Genomic DNA, 15,977 nt, shown 5'->3' on the forward strand with positions numbered 1-15,977 from the left:
CCCTCCAAATATATTATTTTTTACTCGGTACAACCGAGATCCGAGTTGGAACGACATTCATTCCTTTTTCAACTGCTTGTATAATCAATTTTCGTACGGAAGCATCCTCAGCACCTTCAGCAACTATTAGCACGCCTCGAATCCGGGGATTAATCACCTTAGTAATGAGCGGCTGTTGTCCGTCGGTTGCCTGATAAAGCACGACCTGTCCGTCAGAAGTAACTGTTGTAATATGTCGTTTTCCGCCGTTGCGATCTGTTTCATCTGTCGTATTTTCACTCGTATTCATATTGCGTTCAACGACCTTTTCTTCCGTAGATTCCACAGTGATCATCACATCAACCCTGCCAACTCCTACCATCTTCTCAAGCATCTCTTTCAAGCGTTCTTCTAATGTAGATTCAATGCTTGCGAAAGGACTATCACTTAAAGATGCTCCGCTTCTGAATACTTCTTCGGTAACCTGAGCGTTATCAGGCGGCTGATCGACCGTCTCGATTCGTTTGAACGGGAGGTAGGATTGAATGAGCATGAAAAATATCCCGACGGCCCCAACAAGAATAAGCATTCTTACTACAGTAATCCGCTTTTTCCCTCCGGGTCCTCCACTGATTAATTTTTCAAAACTGGCATACCAATTACTCACGATTTGCTCCTCCTCCTAATTCAAGCTCTTCAGCTGCTTGCTTGTACGAAAACTTGATCCGCTTTAACATTCCAGCTTGCTGTCACAATACGCCGAATATTATTGGCTTGCTTGTGAAATTGTTCCGTCATTACTTCTGTTCCCATCGTATCCTGCTGCGTTGGTTCAGCCTCTCCTGATGGCTGCAATGTTCCATCAATGTCAATGCTTACCGCTGGAATCGCTATATCCGTAATCGAATTGATTGGCGACTCCACTGGCTCATCCTCATTGGTCTGCAAAGCTGAAATAGCAAGAAACACTGTAACGGATGCGATGTATGGCGTCTGCTGACCACCCATTTGATTGTTCCAACCTATTTGCAGCTCGACCTCTTTTACGGGAGCATCGAGCTTGGATTGAAGCTCCTGCAGAATCGCTTGCTCGAGACTGGCGCGCGTTACATCCATTGCTGCTTCCTCTCGAACCTGCATCAACTGTTCAGCTCCTTGCGTAATTTCCTTCAAGGAAGGTGTTGAGCGACTGCTGGAAGCCATATCCTTCTCCCACCGAACAAAGCTTGCATTAAGCCTTTCATGGAAGTCTTTCTGAAAAATTTGAAGAATTGGATTAAGCATTGTCAGCATGAGAATGAGTCCAACAACCAGTCTTGAATAGCGAAGCAATTTGCTATTGGGCAATACTAACTCTACGACAATGGCTAACAGCACAACTGCTACTATGCTGGACAGCCATTCTCCCAACCAGGCTAACACATTCTCCTCACCTCCTTAACGAATCATGACGGTAGCATTTCCAGCTGTAATAATAATGGTGATTGCTAGAAAAAACATCAAACTGACTGCTGCTAGAGCAGCGAATACATATAGCATCGTTTTGCCAATTGTCTGGAGGCAGGCTGCAATCGGAGTATCACCAAGCGGCTGCATGATAGCCCCAGACAGATGATAAATAAGTGCTAAAGCAACAATTTTGATTGCAGGAAAAGCCGATATCACTAACAGAATCGTAACCCCTGCAATGCCGACTGCATTTTTCGCTACTAATGAAGCAGATAGAATCGTATCTGCCGCATCGGAAAACATCTTGCCGACTACCGGAACAAAATTCCCGGTAACAAACTTTGCAGTTCGAAGCGCTACGCCGTCCGAGATCGAACTGGTCGCCCCTTGTACGGAAATAACACCTAGAAAAACGGTAAGCAGCACGCCAAGCACGGTTACCGCAACATTGCGAAGCATGTTTGCCAGCTGCGTAAGCTTGAAGCGATCCGTAATCGCGCTTACGATATGCAGAACAGCCGAAAAGAATAATAATGGGAATACAACGACATATATGAGCGAGCCTACAATGTGAATCATAAATATTATTAACGGGTGCATAACAGAAACGGTAACGACTCCGCCCATAGACGCCAGCAATGTTAACAGCAGCGGCACCATTGCAAGCATAAAGGTAATCATTTTCTCAATGGCGTCCTTGGCATAATCCATCGCAACCATAAAGCTGTTGATAGCAATCGTAACCAGTACGATAAAAATAATTGAATACGCTATTTTACTGATCGTATTTTTTTCAAATGCCGACTGCAGCGTCTCTAGCATCATGCTGAAAATCGATAGCATCACAATAATGAGCAAAAGCTTTCCATTATAAATGATTTCTTCCATGAAAAAATGAATGAAGCCTTTTACGATCGACCAGCCGCTAAAGCTCTGCTGCTGATCTGTAAACATCATATCTGTGATGGAGGGCAGCTCCTGCCCCGGAAAATATTGTGCATAATCTCTGCCAAGCTCATTCCAATAATGCTCGATCGAATCCGTCTCCAATGCATTGACTTGATCCTGAATCCACTTGCTGCTCAAATCCTGTGCTTGCTCCTGATCGGGTGAAGCTGCTTGGACTATATCGGTTGTCCATAGAAACAACAAACTTAACAGGAGGAAGCTTCTCCATATCATCTGCTTCATGAAAGCCTCCTAGCTGCTTCCGAGCGGCAGCAGCGAAAGCAACGTTTCAATAATGACATTAATAATAGGAATCGCCAGTACAAGAATGAAGATTTTACCTGCAAACTCGATTTTAGATGCGATACTCTCCTGACCTGCATCTCTGACCATCTGTGCTCCAAATTCTGCAACATAGGCGATCCCAATAATTTTCAGGATTGTTTTCAAGTAAACATCAGGTATGCCTGATCGATTGGCAAGCTCGTTTATGACTTCTATCACTGCACCTATTTTTCCGATGACCAGCAGGAACAAAAAAACGCCTGTAAACAATGTTATGAGAAATGCAAACTGTGGCTTTTGCTCCCTCACCAAGATGACGAGCAGCGCAGCAATTAAGCCGATGCCAACGATTTGGATGATTTCCACCGCATTCACCTACTGGAATAAAAAGATCGATTTTATCTCCTGAAAGAGCTGAGCAATCACATCTATAACCATGAATATTCCGATCACAAACCCTAACACCGTAATCCAATGCGCTATATCCTCTTTCCCCATTTGCTTCAGTACGGTGTGCATGATCGCAATAATAATTCCAACACCTGCAATTTGAAAAATTGCTGTAATATCCATATTCACCCTCCAACCCTATACCATCAAGATGACAATCAAGATCGCACCTAATGTTCCTAGACTGCGCCACATATTCGCATAACGCTGCTGCTCCTGGATGGCTTGCTCCTCCTCGCCCTTCAACTGAAGCTGGGCAAGCTGCAAATGCTTTTGCTGATCCTCAGCATCACTCATGCCGAGCACTGTTCCCATTCTAAGCAATACATCCTTTTCCCGCTCCTTCAGCGCAGTGCTCCCCCATACACGGTCTATCGCTTGCTGCCAAGCTTCCTGCATCGAAAGCTCTCTTGGCTCCTCTAGCATTAAGGCGGCCTCCGTAAAGATACGGTTTATTGGCTGGGAGATGCCTTCACTGCTCTTTTGAAGAGCAGCAGGAAGTGGGGTTTGTCCATAGTTGATTTCCGTCTCCAGCCTTTGCAGCGCATAAATTAGCATGCGAAGCTGCTTACTGCGATTGATATATGATCCAGCCTGTACAAAACCAATTGCTGTTCCTGCAAATAAAATAAGAACGGCCCCAAAAAGCTTAAGCATGAATAAAGCCCGACTGATCATTCTGTATGATTCGCATGCTATTCACCTCGCTTTACAATGTGCCTGATTTTCTGGATAAAGAGAAAAAACCGCTGCCTTGCTTATTCGGCTCGAGCAATCGCTCAACAGAAATGATCCGGTGCATAAAGCCTTGTTCATTTCGCTTTAGCTCGACAATGCTGCTAAAAGCTTTTTCGGCTATCAGCGACTTGATTTCACTGCGTCCAAGCACTTCCTCAACATTAAAAGCATGTGCGGTTGCGATTACCTTTACGCCACAGTGAGCTGCCTCCCGAATGGCTACTGCGTCTTCAACTCTGCCAATTTCATCGACAATGATAACCTCAGGCGACATCGAGCGGAGCAGCATCATCATGCCTTCTGCTTTAGGACAAGCATCCATGACATCTGTTCTTGGCCCTACATCGAAGGAGGGAATGCCCTTCACACATGCGGCTATCTCTGATCGTTCATCAACGATCGCTACCTTCATTGCCGGTTTTCTTGCTTCGCCATAGCTGATAGCTCTTGCCAAATCTCGCAATATCGTAGTTTTCCCTTGTTGTGGTGGAGAAATGATTAAGGTAGACTGCAAGCTACCAGCGGGACCTCCGAACAGCTTGGGCAGCAGCTGCTTGGATGCGCCGACCACTTCCCTGGCAATTCGAATATTGAAGCCGCCAATATCACGAATGCCGCGAACGATTCCACCTTCCAAAATAGTACGGCCTGCAATCCCGATTCGATGACCACCGGCAATTGTAATGTAGCCTCGGCGGAGCTCCTCTTCCATTGCATATAAAGAGTAGTTCGTAATGCGTTCCAGCAGCTTTCTGCATTGCTCCTGAGTGGGATGATAGGCTTGTCTGGAATCGTGCACGGCCCCGCCCTGTTCCGTTACATAGTGAAAGCTTCCTCGATGCGAAATCTCCAGCGGACGATTCTCTCGAATGCGAATTTCCTCCAAGCTATCCTTTATGTCCTGCGATAACTGATACACAATTGATTTTAATTCGTACGGTAAAATATGAACGATATGCTCTAGCATAGCTTGAAAGTCACTCCTTGCTAAATGCTGTTGACGATACAAGTCTATGCTTGTCTTTTCGAAAATATCCCAAATTTTTATTGAAAATAATAGCTTACTAGGGTGTGTCTGAGAACTCTGAGGACAGCTAATTTTGCCGAAAACCATGCAAGGCATGCTTGTGAAGGATACCGGGGGTACGTGTAAGCAAGCGTAACGCAGCAGCGGGCTAAAAGGCGGTGAAAGATGCTACTAAACGGGTTTTCAGATACACCCTAGAGCTAAAAGTCGCAACTATTTCCTGATGACACGTGCCTAGCTTTTGCTGCATACGGTAGTGTAGGTATTGATGAAAGAAGGTCTTAGGATGAGAATACAAGTCATATCTAATGCTAGCGATGCTCATCAGGCTCAATTTATAGGAAAAACCGCGATCGTAATTGATGTCATACGCACATCAACCACGATTATCGCTGCGCTCGATGCTGGCGCGGCTTGCATAATACCTGCTGAGACAGTTATGGAAGCAAAGGCTATTGCCAAGGAAGGAGATCTGTTGGGAGGAGAACGATTCTGCAAACGAATTTCAGGCTTCGATCTTGGAAATTCGCCACTAGAATATAGTGAAGCTACGGTCAAACATAAGCGAATCATTTTAACAACAACGCATGGCACTAGAGCCATTCAGCGTTCTAGGAAAGCTTCAAAACTATTTATCGCTGGATTAACAAACGCGACTGCATGTATTCAAGCTGCTCTGCATACGAAACGCGATCTAGTTATAGTGTGTGCTGGAAGTCATGACCAATTTACAATTGAGGATGGTTTTTGCGCTGGTCTCATGATTGCAAGACTGAAGGAAATGCTTGGAGTAGAATTTACAATGAATGACTTTGGCTATGCGATGCTGTCACTTTACGAACATATGAAACAACAGCTTCCAGAAATAATGAAGGTTGGGCTCTCAGGCAAACGACTGCAGGCGATTCAGATGTATGATGATATCTCAGAATGTGCGAAAATCGATCAGTCGACAATAGTTCCACATTACGTAAACGGAGCGCTTGTTCCATTTGCCAGCATGCAATAAGCGAAAAAAACAGGCTAATGAAAATCTATTTTTTCATTGTCGCAGCCTAACAACAAGCACACCCTTCCAATACTATTAAAAAAACCAAACTTCAACGACATTCTGTAAAAGAATTCGATTGATAGTTTGGTTTTTTTAGCTGAATACTTATTGCCACAGCCTTTTCTATGACACAGGTATTAACGACGTTCCGAAGGACCGCCAACAAATACTTGCTCATTTGCATCAAGACCGTACGCTGAATGAAGCGCAATTACAACATCGTTTAATTTTTCTGCTGCGATGACGCAGGATACTTTAATTTCAGATGTACTTACCATATTAATGCTTACGCCAAGCGAAGATATGGTAGAAAACATTTTCGCGGCAACACCTGGATTACTTACCATTCCCGCGCCAACGATTGATACTTTTACAAGATTGCCTTCTGAGATGACTTCACGGTAAGGGACCGTTTCTTTCAACCCTTCAATAACCGCAATCGCCTTATCTTTAATATCGGCTGCTACAGTGAACGCAAAATCAGCTTTCCCGTTTTGCACACCACTTTGCACAATAATATCTACATCAAGGCCATTATCAGCTAACGGGCCAAATACGTTGGCAAGTACGCCTGGAGCATCCTCTACGCCATTGATCGTAATTCTCGCTACGTTTTTCTCAAAGGCAATGCCGCGAACCGCTACGCCCTGTTCCATAATCGCTTCCTCCTTAACACTCGTACCTTCATTCTTCGTAAAGCTGGAACGAACAACAAGCTGGACATTATAGTGCTTCGCATATTCAACCGCACGAGGATGCAGCACTGCCGCGCCCAAATGTGCAAGCTCCAGCATCTCATCATAAGAAATTTCATTCAGCTTGCGTGCATGCTTAACGACACGAGGGTCCGTTGTATATACGCCATCAACATCTGTATAGATTTCGCACAGATCTGCTTTTAATGCAGCAGCTAGCGCCACAGCTGTTGTGTCTGATCCACCACGACCTAAAGTCGTAATTTCACCTTCTTCACTTGCACCTTGGAAGCCGGCAACAACAGCAACATGACCAGACTTCAAAGCTGCGAACACGCGATCCGGTTGAATATCGGCAATTTTGGCTTTACCATGCACCGAATCGGTTTGCATGCCAGCCTGCCAGCCTGTGAAGGACATGGCCTTTCCCCCGGCTGCTTCTATTGTCATGGATAGCAAAGCGATTGAAATTTGCTCTCCAACAGTCAAAAGCATATCCATTTCACGTGCTGATGGATTTGGATTCAATAATTTGGATTGATCAATAAGATCATCCGTTGTATCTCCCATCGCAGATACGACTACTACTATTTCATTACCTTCTTGTTGTCTCTCAATGATTCGTTGTGCAACAAGTTGCATTCTTTCAGGCGTTCCTACTGAACTGCCACCGAATTTCATCACGATCAAAGACAAAGCTGCTCACTCCCAACCTTGACATATGCATACGGTTATATATTATATCACCCATTGAAAGAATTGAATACCGCTATATGAAAAAAAGCTGCTTGAGTTTCTTCAAGCAGCTTTACGCGTGTTCTATGCACGAGAGATGTATTTACCTTCGCGAGTATCGATAAGCAGAACATCTTCCTCGTTAATGAATAGTGGAACTTGAACATTCAGTCCAGTTTCAACTTTAGCACTTTTTGTAGCGCCTTGTGCTGTATTGCCTTTTACACCTGGCTCTGTCTCAATAACTTTCAGTTCAACACTGTTAGGAAGTTGAATACCTAGAATTTCTCCTTGATAGCTGGAGATGTTAACATTCATGTTTTCTTTTAGGAAATTCAGCTCCCATTCCAGCTGTTCGCGAGTTAGCGTGAACTGGTCATAGGTTTCATTATCCATAAATGTATACTCGTCACCAGCGCTGTATAGATATTGCACTTCGCGGTTTTCAATCATTGCACGGCTTAGTGTTTCACCAGCACGGAATGTTTTTTCAACCGTGTTGCCGTTGCGCAAATTTTTCAGCTTAGAACGAACAAATGCTGCACCTTTACCAGGTTTAACGTGTTGGAACTCCAATACTGTGAAGATATCTCCATCAACTTCGATCGTTAGACCTGTTTTAAAATCGTTTACTGAAATCATTAATGATTCCCTCCTGAAAATAAGTTCCAAATCACAGAAGAATTAACTCTTTCGGCGATGAGGTTAATCGTTGATTTCCGGATTCGGTAATTACAATATCATCCTCAATTCTAACTCCGCCAAAACCAGGGAGATAAATTCCAGGCTCTACTGTTACTGTCATTCCGGCTGTTAATAATGTATCACTTAAGCGTGAAAGACGCGGCGCTTCATGGATTTCCATACCAATGCCGTGACCTGTACTATGTCCAAAGGCATCTCCATAGCCATACTTCGCAATCACGTCTCGGCAACACGCATCTGCTTCAAGGCCAGACATACCGGCTTTTATCTGCTCCAATGCATGAAGCTGCGCTTCAAGTACAATATTATAAATTTCGTAATGCTTCTCAGTAGGCTTTCCTACAAAGACCGTTCTCGTGATGTCCGAGCAGTAGCCCTTGTAATAAGCACCAAAATCAAGCTTTACAAATTCATTATTGCCAATCACTCGTTCGCTCGCAACGCCGTGTGGCAATGCAGAGCGCTCACCAGATGCGACAATCGTATCAAAAGACGAGCTTGTAGCACCATTAGCTCGCATAAACATTTCAATTTCAAGTGCGATATCGAGCTCCCGCACACCCGGCTTAATCATATTCAATATATGGGCAAAGGTACGGTCTGCCAGCTCGGCTGCTTCTTGAATGATCTGTATCTCATGCCCATCCTTGACCTCACGAAGCTGCTCGACTAGTCCTGAGCACCCCGTTAAATGAACGCCGTGAAATGCAGCTTCATAGCGCTTGTATTGAGCAAAGGAAACAATATCCTGCTCAAATGCAACGTGATGAGCTTGCTGCTGCTTCAGAATCCGACTAATTTCTTCAAGCGGACTCGACGGATAAATGACTACCTGAAAGCCTGCTGCCTGCTCCACAGCTTGCACCTGATAACGAAAATCAGTTAATAGATAGCTGTCTTGCAACGTAATTAGCAGCGTACCAGCAGAACCTGTAAATCCACTTAAATAGCGACGATTAATTGGGCTGTCTATGATGATTGCGTCAAGCTGCTGATTCGCCAGCAATTGCTTCAGCTTTTCTACTCTTGTTTGACTCATCAAAATACCCCTCTTTCGAATAGCTTACATTACTGCTTGATATGTTCCAGTAATGCCTCAAGAGCTAACACGTAACCTATAGGTCCAAAACCAGCAATTTGTCCAATTGCGATCGGTGCAATAACAGAATGATGTCTAAACGCTTCTCTCTTATGTATATTCGAAAGATGAACCTCTACGACGGGAAGTGAGACTGCACTAAACGCGTCACGAATCGCATAACTGTAATGCGTCCAAGCTCCAGGGTTAATGATGACGCCATCTGCTTGGCCAAATGCGGCGTGAATGCGATCAATCATTTCACCTTCATGGTTGGTTTGAAAAAAACTTACTTGTACGCCAAGCTGCTGCGCTTTTTCAGCGATCATCGCTTCAATAGCTGACAGTGATTGATTGCCATATACTCCTGGCTCGCGAATGCCAAGCATATTCAAGTTCGGTCCATTCAGCACTTCGATTCGATGCACTCCGGCACCTCCCAACCAGCGTTAACTTTGCTCATACGATGAGCCTTTGACATTTTACCACATCAATTGCCATTTGAGAAGTCAAAGTTCACTGCTAGGTTGAACTGGCAGGCTCTCGGGACGCTTCATCCGTAAATTCAAATGCAATAGAGTATCCGATAAATAACCCCCACACGATAAAAAAACAAAAATCAGTCGATGCTAATGTAAAGGTAACATCGCGTGAAATTTGTGTGAAGCCGAGAATTGGTCCAAGGCCGAATAATATTCCCCACCAGCCTAAGCCATACCAAATGCCTGGCCACGGCCCCTCCAGTGTACGGAAAAACCATAGATACAAATACGTTGCTAGTATAGAGAACACTATAAAAGAAATCGTACCCACGATATGACCAAATGGGCTGATCAGTTGTTCCTTCGTAAGCCACATTTTAATTAAGAATGCTGCTGGCTCCTTCGTAAAATTGCAGTAGTATGCGATGAGTCTGAAGCCCCCCCAAATTAGACCTGCAAACAATCCAACGATCAACGCAAAGGGAAGAGGCTTAGTCACACCAGTTTGCTGAAAATTTCGAAACATATTCAACTGACACATCTCCTTTCATGTACGCAGATTGTAATTACTGACATGTAGTATAAACAAGTTCCTTTTCTCTTATCCGCGGTTCGCTTTCAATCTATATAAAAATCAAGTACAATAAAGCTATATACGTAGCATAGGAAGGGGATTTATTCTTGTCAGACAACTCTCGCAATATATATGGTGGACAAGCAGTCATTGAAGGTGTCATGATGGCAGGCAAACACGTCAATGTTACGGCCGTTCGTCGCAAAAATAATGAAATAGAATATTTCGAAGTGCCTAAAACTACAATCCCTTGGGTGCAAAAACTGAAAAAGATTCCTTTTTTACGAGGAGTTGTAGGCATTATAGAATCAAGCGCAAAAGGCTCTGTACATTTGAATTTTTCAGCAGACAAGTATGCTGAGGATGAAATGGAAGATATGACCGAGGAAGAACGTGCAAAAGAGATTGCTAAGGCGAAGAAAAAAGAAGGCAAGCTTGATCTGACGATGATCTTTAGTGTAGCCGCAATCGGAGTACTTTCCTTTGTTTTCGGTAAGCTCATTTTTACTGCTGCACCTGCAGCGGTTGAGGAGCTGCTGTTTAAGAATTTGTTTGACAGCAAATTTGGTCACAACCTGCTCGAAGGTCTCATTAAAATCATTTTTCTGCTTGTTTATTTGTATCTTATGACGCTGACTCCATTAATAAAGCGACTATTCCAATATCATGGCGCAGAGCACAAAGTAATTTCTGCATATGAGGCTGGTGTCGACCTTACCGTTGAAAACGTGCAGCGTTACAGCCGTCTGCACTACCGCTGCGGATCAAGCTTTATTATCTTCACGGTTATAGTAGGTGTAATTATTTATTCATTGCCTATTTTTACGTGGGATACGATTTGGGAGCGCATATGGATTCGAATTTTGCTTCTGCCTCTTGTACTAGGCGTTTCTTATGAAGTGCTTCGCGCAACGAACGCAGTACGTGACATTCCTGTGCTTCGCCTATTAGGCTATCCAGGACTATGGCTGCAGCTTCTGACAACAAAAGAACCAAAAAATGATCAAGTGGAAGTATCAATTGCTTCCTTTAATCGTATGCTAGAACTAGATAAGCAATATGAAAACGGCAAGGCTCAACAATTATAAGCAGAAAGGGGTTAAGCAGCTTGAGAACATCTAATTTGGGTAGCTACATCGTTTTGCTTTTAATCGCGATTGGCATAATTGTAACCCTGATCAATCATCCGCTGTATGTCATTATCCCTGTCGTCCTGTTCGGCATTATTTATTACTGTATCAAGCGTCCGCCTGCTTTCCTCAGTAAATATAGCAAACCGCAAAACAATTATCGCAGCGCAGCAAAACAAAGCAAAGCAAAAAAAGAGCGTTCACGCTCCAAAACAATCCCTTTTAAGGTGATTGAGGGTGGTCGAGACGACAACGACACACCTCGTTATCATTGAATAGCCAATTAGACAGTAATAGAGCCGGGCGGATAATACCGCCCGGCTCTATATATATGCGCATCATGCTAAGTCGCGCTAGCTCATTCCTCTGAATCCATTTCTTTGCGTACCTGTTGCAGCTCTTCCAGTCTAGCTGCGTCTCTTCGAAAATATTCTACTAGCGTTTCAATACAAGTAATAGAATCCCAGCTTAAGTGATGCTCGATCCCTTCTACATCACGATATATATTTTCAGATTGCACACCAATGGTTGTTAAAAAGGCTTCCAGAAGCTGATGTCTCTCCATCAACCGCTTCCCCATCTTCTTCCCTTTCGGCGTCAATATTAATCCGCGATATTTTTCATAGATCAAGTAATTATCCTTATCAAGCTTTTGAATCATCTTTGTTACCGAAGAAGGATGAACGGACAACCCCTCAGCAATATCGGACACGCGCGCGTAGCCCTTTTCTTCCATTAACTTATAAATTCGTTCCAAGTAGTCTTCCATGCTCGGAGTCGGCATTGAAGAACCTCCTATCATTGCTTCATCACCGTTACATTGGTGTCACTTGATCTATCATACACTTTTTCTGCTTAATCCTGCAACTTTTTGTAGGAAGAAGATGGATAACGTCGGAAACATGGTTAAACACCAAGATCGTACACTGCAATCCGCAAATTAACCTGCCTATAATATAAAAAAGCCGCCTCGCAAGCAAGGCAGCTTTACCCAATTAGAACTTTAACCATTCCGGTGTAATCATATTGAGCCATACGGTAATTCGTGTCATCTGATCCGTAAACAGTAAAACACCCATGAGAATCATAACGGCACCACCAATCTTCATAACACGCTCCGAGTATTTCAATATCCAGCGTGAGGAGCCAAGGAAAAACGCCATTACAAAAAACGGAATGGCGAAACCTAACGAATATGCTGTAGTCAATGAGAACCATGTCCCTGGCTCTGCTGCAGCCATCCCTATAATAGCAGCAAGCGCGGGTCCCATACATGGCGTCCAGCCCGCTGAAAAGCCAAGCCCAAAAATGTACGAGCCAATATAGCTTGTCTTTTTCGGAATGAGATTGAACCGTGTATCCTTCATTAACAGCTGTGGTTTAAATACCCCTAATAGAAAAAGCCCCATCAGTACAATCAATATCGCAGACAATCTTCTTATTAGATCCTGATAATCACTAAAAAATTCGCTGAATGCATGAGTTCCATACCCTAATGCGTAATAGATCGTACTAAAGCCGAGCAAAAAGAAAAACGTATGGCTGAGCATCAACCATCTGCTTTTTCGGTTTAGTTCAGAATTTGTAATTTCTGATACTGAAATGCCGGTAATGTAAGATAAATAGGACGGATAAAGCGGCAAGCAGCATGGCGATATAAAAGATGCAAAACCAGCGCCAAGAGCAATCCATAGCGTAATTTCATTCACTTGATTCACCTCAATTTTATTAGGTTACGCGTGAAAGGATGTTTCGGCCAAGCAAAATACATAATAGGAAGGCAATCAATACCATAACAATGGTACCACCCGCTGCCAAGTTCCATACACCAGCGATCAGCAAGCCAATAATAACGGCAAGCTCGCCTACTAAAACAACAATTAAAATGCTTTGTTTAAAGCTTTTGGCAAGCAGCAAGCTACAAGCAGCAGGTATCGTTAGCAAAGCAGAAACAAGCAAGCCGCCTACAATTTTAATTGAAATACTAATAACGAGTGCGGTTAATACACTGATTAACACATTATAAAAGTTAACCGGCAAACCGCTAACTGAGGCAGCCTCTTCATCAAATGTAATAAGAAACAACCCGTGAAGATGCTTGCCTACCATAAGCAGCACGGCAATGGATACACCAAGCATCGTCCACAAATCTAGTGGCGTCAGCGTATAAATAAACCCAAATAAAAAGCTGTTAGCATCCATGCTTAAATCTCTGCCAAGCGTGAAAAAGATCGAAGCTAGCGCGATTCCTCCTGACATAATGATCGCAAGCGAAAGCTCAGCGTAGGATTTATAGGATTTGCGAAGCTTTTCAATCGCGAATGATGCCAGCAATGCAAACAACAATCCAAACAAAATAGGAAAGTCTCCAATAACAAAGCCTAGAGCTACACCTGCAATCGCTGCATGGCTTAGCGTATCGCCAATCATGGATAATCTGCGCAAAACGAGAAAAATCCCTATTAACGGTGCTGTAATCCCGATTAGCATCCCGCCCATTAACGCTCGTTGAAAAAAACCACTCATAATAATGTCCAAGCTGTTAACCCTCTTTCCGGCTTTCCATCTGAGAGCGTAAATGCTTCAGACTATGTGCTAAATTTTCTTCAACACAATCCTGTGTTTCATGGGAATGTCGGATATAAAAGTTTAGCTTGCCCGCTGCTGACTTAGGCTGCTCACCCAAATACCCTTTAATCATTTCCATATCATGCGACACCATGAGAAACGTCATGTTATGATGCTGGTGCATGTGCTTGATCATATGAAAAAAGCTCTCTTGCGTCTCATGATCAATTCCAACGGTTGGCTCATCCAAAATGAGCAGCGAAGGATTATTAATGAGTGCGCGTGCTAGAAAGACACGCTGCTGCTGTCCGCCAGACAGCTGTCCGATCCGCTTATCTGCAAGGTCCTCCACGCCCATCGCCATTAAGGCATCATCACATTTTATGTAATCCTGACGTGAATGTAGACCAAACCATTTGCGTTTTCCTGCCAAGCCAGAAAGCACTACCTCTTTAACTGTCGCAGGAAACAACGGATTCAAATTGTTTTTTTGTGGCACATAACCGATTCTCTCCCAGCCTTTAAACTGCGAAATAGGCTCTCCAAACAACCTAACCTCACCTGCAGTAGGCCTTAATAAGCCCACAATAATACGCAGCATCGTTGTTTTGCCTGCCCCGTTTGTACCAATTAGTCCAATAAAATCACGTTCCTTAACATTAAAGCTAACATCGTTTAATACAACACGCTGTTGATAGGAGAACGATACCGAATCGACAGTGATAATGTCGCGATGACAAGCCTCAGTTCCTCTATTCATCTTTTCCTCCTCCACAGCAAAACGGAGCTTACATAAGCTCCGCAGCCATTCCATTATTTCTATTGTAATGCTTCAACTAGATTTTGCAAGTTTCTCTCCATTAATGTCAGATAATCTTCACCAGCTTGCTCCTGCTTCGTTGTTAAACCCTCCAGCGAATAGATGACGTTGGTATCCACCTTCGCTTCTGCAGCAAGCATTTTGGCCAAATTATCGGAAACTAGCTCCTCGAAGAAGATAACACGTACGCCTTTCTCCTTCACCAGATTCGCAATGTTCTTAATATCCTGCGCTCTCGGCTCGGCGCTTGGCGATAAGCCCATAATCGAAATTTGCTCTAAATGATAATCACGTGCAATATAACCGAAGGCTTGGTGAGAAACGACAAATGTACGCAGACTCACTTTGCTTAGCTCTTCTTCATATTTTTCGTCAAGCGCTGTAATTTTCGCTTTAAGCGCTTCATAGTTTTGTTCATAGATTTCAGCGTTCCCAGCATCCGCTTCAACCAAGCTGTCTTTAATGTTGCTAGCTAGAACAAGCGCTGATTTCGGCGACACCCATGTATGCGGGTCAATACCCCCATGATGATGGTCATGATCATGGTCCGCATGATCGTCAGCTTCTTCTGTCGCATGGTCATGGTCGGCATGGTCGTCAGCTTCTTCCGTTGCATGATCATGGTCGGCATGATCGTGAGCTTCTTCCGTTGCATGGTCATGATCCGCATGGTCATGCTCTTCCTCTGTTGCATGATCATGGTCGGCATGGTCATGGTCTTCTTCTGTTGCATGATCATGGTCCGCATGATTGTCTTCTTCAGCTGTCACATCGATAAGATTGATACCAGTACTAACTTCTTTTATAAGTACGCCGCTGTCTTTCTCAAGACCCTGCTTAAAATTATCAATCCAGGTTTCCAGTCCTACCCCATGATAGAGTAATAGATCAGCCTGTGATGCTGTTAATAGATCTTTACTTTTTGGAGACCAATCATGTGGCTCAATACCTGCTGGTATCAAGTTCGTTACTTTCACATGCTCTCCACCAATCTCCTTAGTCAAATAGTAGATTGGATAAAAGCTAGTAACAATGCTCAAATGCGCATCTTCACTGCCTGAAGACGTTTGCGGCTCATTGTTGCTGCATGCCGTAATAAACACCAATAACATCACTAGTAAAACAGATAGCACTCTCTTTTTCACGTTTTCTCTGCTCCCATAATTTATATATTTAATAGTAATCGTTACTATTACTTTATCAAGTATATGACCTCTTAATCGTAATGTCAACTATTAACCGAAATAAAAAATGAGTATATTG

20 protein-coding genes are annotated in these 15,977 nt (G+C 43.5%); 3 read left to right on the forward strand and 17 right to left on the reverse strand.

Going from position 1 to position 15,977, the window contains the following annotated elements; translation table 11 throughout:
• Positions 1 to 13: 13 nt before the first annotated feature.
• The 7 genes from spoIIIAG to spoIIIAA are packed head-to-tail and all read right to left on the reverse strand — an operon-like array spanning position 14 to position 4,816.
• Positions 14 to 646: a stage III sporulation protein AG gene (gene spoIIIAG, locus ACFP56_RS07080; RefSeq protein ID WP_379232691.1), complete on the reverse strand. Its 633-nt coding sequence runs from the start codon at positions 644 to 646 to the stop codon at positions 14 to 16.
• A gap of 29 nt (positions 647 to 675) precedes the next feature.
• On the reverse strand, positions 676 to 1,401 hold the full coding sequence (spoIIIAF, locus tag ACFP56_RS07085) for a stage III sporulation protein AF (protein ID WP_379232694.1): 726 nt from the start codon (positions 1,399 to 1,401) through the stop codon (positions 676 to 678).
• A 15-nt stretch (positions 1,402 to 1,416) separates the two neighbouring features.
• Complete coding sequence (spoIIIAE, locus tag ACFP56_RS07090) at positions 1,417 to 2,619, reverse strand: stage III sporulation protein AE (RefSeq protein WP_379232696.1); 1,203 nt, start codon at positions 2,617 to 2,619, stop codon at positions 1,417 to 1,419.
• Positions 2,620 to 2,628: 9 nt separating this feature from the next.
• Positions 2,629 to 3,027: a stage III sporulation protein AD gene (spoIIIAD, locus tag ACFP56_RS07095; protein ID WP_379232698.1), complete on the reverse strand. Its 399-nt coding sequence runs from the start codon at positions 3,025 to 3,027 to the stop codon at positions 2,629 to 2,631.
• A gap of 9 nt (positions 3,028 to 3,036) precedes the next feature.
• The gene (spoIIIAC, locus tag ACFP56_RS07100; protein ID WP_379232700.1) at positions 3,037 to 3,234 is read right to left on the reverse strand and encodes a stage III sporulation protein AC; all 198 of its coding nucleotides are present in this window, start codon (positions 3,232 to 3,234) and stop codon (positions 3,037 to 3,039) included.
• A gap of 15 nt (positions 3,235 to 3,249) precedes the next feature.
• A complete protein-coding gene (gene spoIIIAB, locus ACFP56_RS07105) occupies positions 3,250 to 3,768 on the reverse strand; it encodes a stage III sporulation protein SpoIIIAB (protein WP_379232703.1) in 519 nt (172 codons plus the stop codon).
• 52 nt (positions 3,769 to 3,820) lie between these two features.
• Entirely contained in the window at positions 3,821 to 4,816 is a 996-nt protein-coding gene (spoIIIAA, locus tag ACFP56_RS07110; RefSeq protein WP_379232705.1) for a stage III sporulation protein AA, read from the reverse strand.
• Positions 4,817 to 5,162: 346 nt separating this feature from the next.
• On the opposite strand from spoIIIAA, the gene ACFP56_RS07115 reads away from it, so the two are divergent.
• A complete protein-coding gene (locus ACFP56_RS07115; protein WP_379232708.1) occupies positions 5,163 to 5,885 on the forward strand; it encodes a 2-phosphosulfolactate phosphatase in 723 nt (240 codons plus the stop codon).
• A gap of 179 nt (positions 5,886 to 6,064) precedes the next feature.
• On the opposite strand, the gene ACFP56_RS07120 is transcribed toward ACFP56_RS07115, so the two are convergent.
• The 5 genes from ACFP56_RS07120 to ACFP56_RS07140 all read right to left on the reverse strand — a co-directional run bounded on the left by ACFP56_RS07120 (position 6,065) and on the right by ACFP56_RS07140 (position 10,148).
• A complete protein-coding gene (locus ACFP56_RS07120) occupies positions 6,065 to 7,318 on the reverse strand; it encodes an aspartate kinase (RefSeq protein WP_379232710.1) in 1,254 nt (417 codons plus the stop codon).
• Between the two features lie 123 nt (positions 7,319 to 7,441).
• Positions 7,442 to 7,999 (reverse strand): elongation factor P, encoded by a 558-nt coding sequence (gene efp / locus ACFP56_RS07125; RefSeq protein WP_379232712.1) that lies wholly within the window; start codon positions 7,997 to 7,999, stop codon positions 7,442 to 7,444.
• Between the two features lie 31 nt (positions 8,000 to 8,030).
• Positions 8,031 to 9,101: a M24 family metallopeptidase gene (locus tag ACFP56_RS07130; RefSeq protein WP_379232714.1), complete on the reverse strand. Its 1,071-nt coding sequence runs from the start codon at positions 9,099 to 9,101 to the stop codon at positions 8,031 to 8,033.
• Positions 9,102 to 9,130: 29 nt separating this feature from the next.
• Complete coding sequence (gene aroQ, locus ACFP56_RS07135; protein WP_379232716.1) at positions 9,131 to 9,568, reverse strand: type II 3-dehydroquinate dehydratase; 438 nt, start codon at positions 9,566 to 9,568, stop codon at positions 9,131 to 9,133.
• 94 nt (positions 9,569 to 9,662) lie between these two features.
• A complete protein-coding gene (locus tag ACFP56_RS07140; protein WP_379233298.1) occupies positions 9,663 to 10,148 on the reverse strand; it encodes a YqhR family membrane protein in 486 nt (161 codons plus the stop codon).
• A gap of 155 nt (positions 10,149 to 10,303) precedes the next feature.
• Here ACFP56_RS07140 and ACFP56_RS07145 point away from each other — a divergent pair, with 155 nt between their 5' ends.
• Entirely contained in the window at positions 10,304 to 11,284 is a 981-nt protein-coding gene (locus ACFP56_RS07145; protein WP_379232718.1) for a DUF1385 domain-containing protein, read from the forward strand.
• Between the two features lie 20 nt (positions 11,285 to 11,304).
• Positions 11,305 to 11,601 carry a hypothetical protein gene (locus ACFP56_RS07150; RefSeq protein ID WP_379232720.1) on the forward strand — a complete coding sequence of 99 codons (297 nt, stop codon included), beginning with the start codon at positions 11,305 to 11,307 and terminating at the stop codon, positions 11,599 to 11,601.
• Between the two features lie 83 nt (positions 11,602 to 11,684).
• Here the strand turns inward: ACFP56_RS07150 and mntR are convergent, their stop codons facing one another.
• The 5 genes from mntR to ACFP56_RS07175 form a co-directional block, all read right to left on the reverse strand.
• On the reverse strand, positions 11,685 to 12,110 hold the full coding sequence (gene mntR / locus ACFP56_RS07155) for a transcriptional regulator MntR (protein ID WP_379232722.1): 426 nt from the start codon (positions 12,108 to 12,110) through the stop codon (positions 11,685 to 11,687).
• A gap of 211 nt (positions 12,111 to 12,321) precedes the next feature.
• Entirely contained in the window at positions 12,322 to 13,035 is a 714-nt protein-coding gene (locus ACFP56_RS07160) for a cytochrome c biogenesis CcdA family protein (RefSeq protein ID WP_379232725.1), read from the reverse strand.
• A gap of 19 nt (positions 13,036 to 13,054) precedes the next feature.
• The gene (locus ACFP56_RS07165; RefSeq protein WP_379232727.1) at positions 13,055 to 13,864 is read right to left on the reverse strand and encodes a metal ABC transporter permease; all 810 of its coding nucleotides are present in this window, start codon (positions 13,862 to 13,864) and stop codon (positions 13,055 to 13,057) included.
• 4 nt (positions 13,865 to 13,868) lie between these two features.
• Positions 13,869 to 14,654: a metal ABC transporter ATP-binding protein gene (locus tag ACFP56_RS07170; protein ID WP_379232730.1), complete on the reverse strand. Its 786-nt coding sequence runs from the start codon at positions 14,652 to 14,654 to the stop codon at positions 13,869 to 13,871.
• A gap of 59 nt (positions 14,655 to 14,713) precedes the next feature.
• Positions 14,714 to 15,859 (reverse strand): metal ABC transporter solute-binding protein, Zn/Mn family, encoded by a 1,146-nt coding sequence (locus ACFP56_RS07175; RefSeq protein ID WP_379232732.1) that lies wholly within the window; start codon positions 15,857 to 15,859, stop codon positions 14,714 to 14,716.
• Positions 15,860 to 15,977: the final 118 nt, after the last annotated feature.

The organism is Paenibacillus septentrionalis (assembly GCF_042659865.1).
Classification (GTDB): Bacteria; Bacillota; Bacilli; order Paenibacillales; family Paenibacillaceae; genus Pristimantibacillus; species Pristimantibacillus septentrionalis.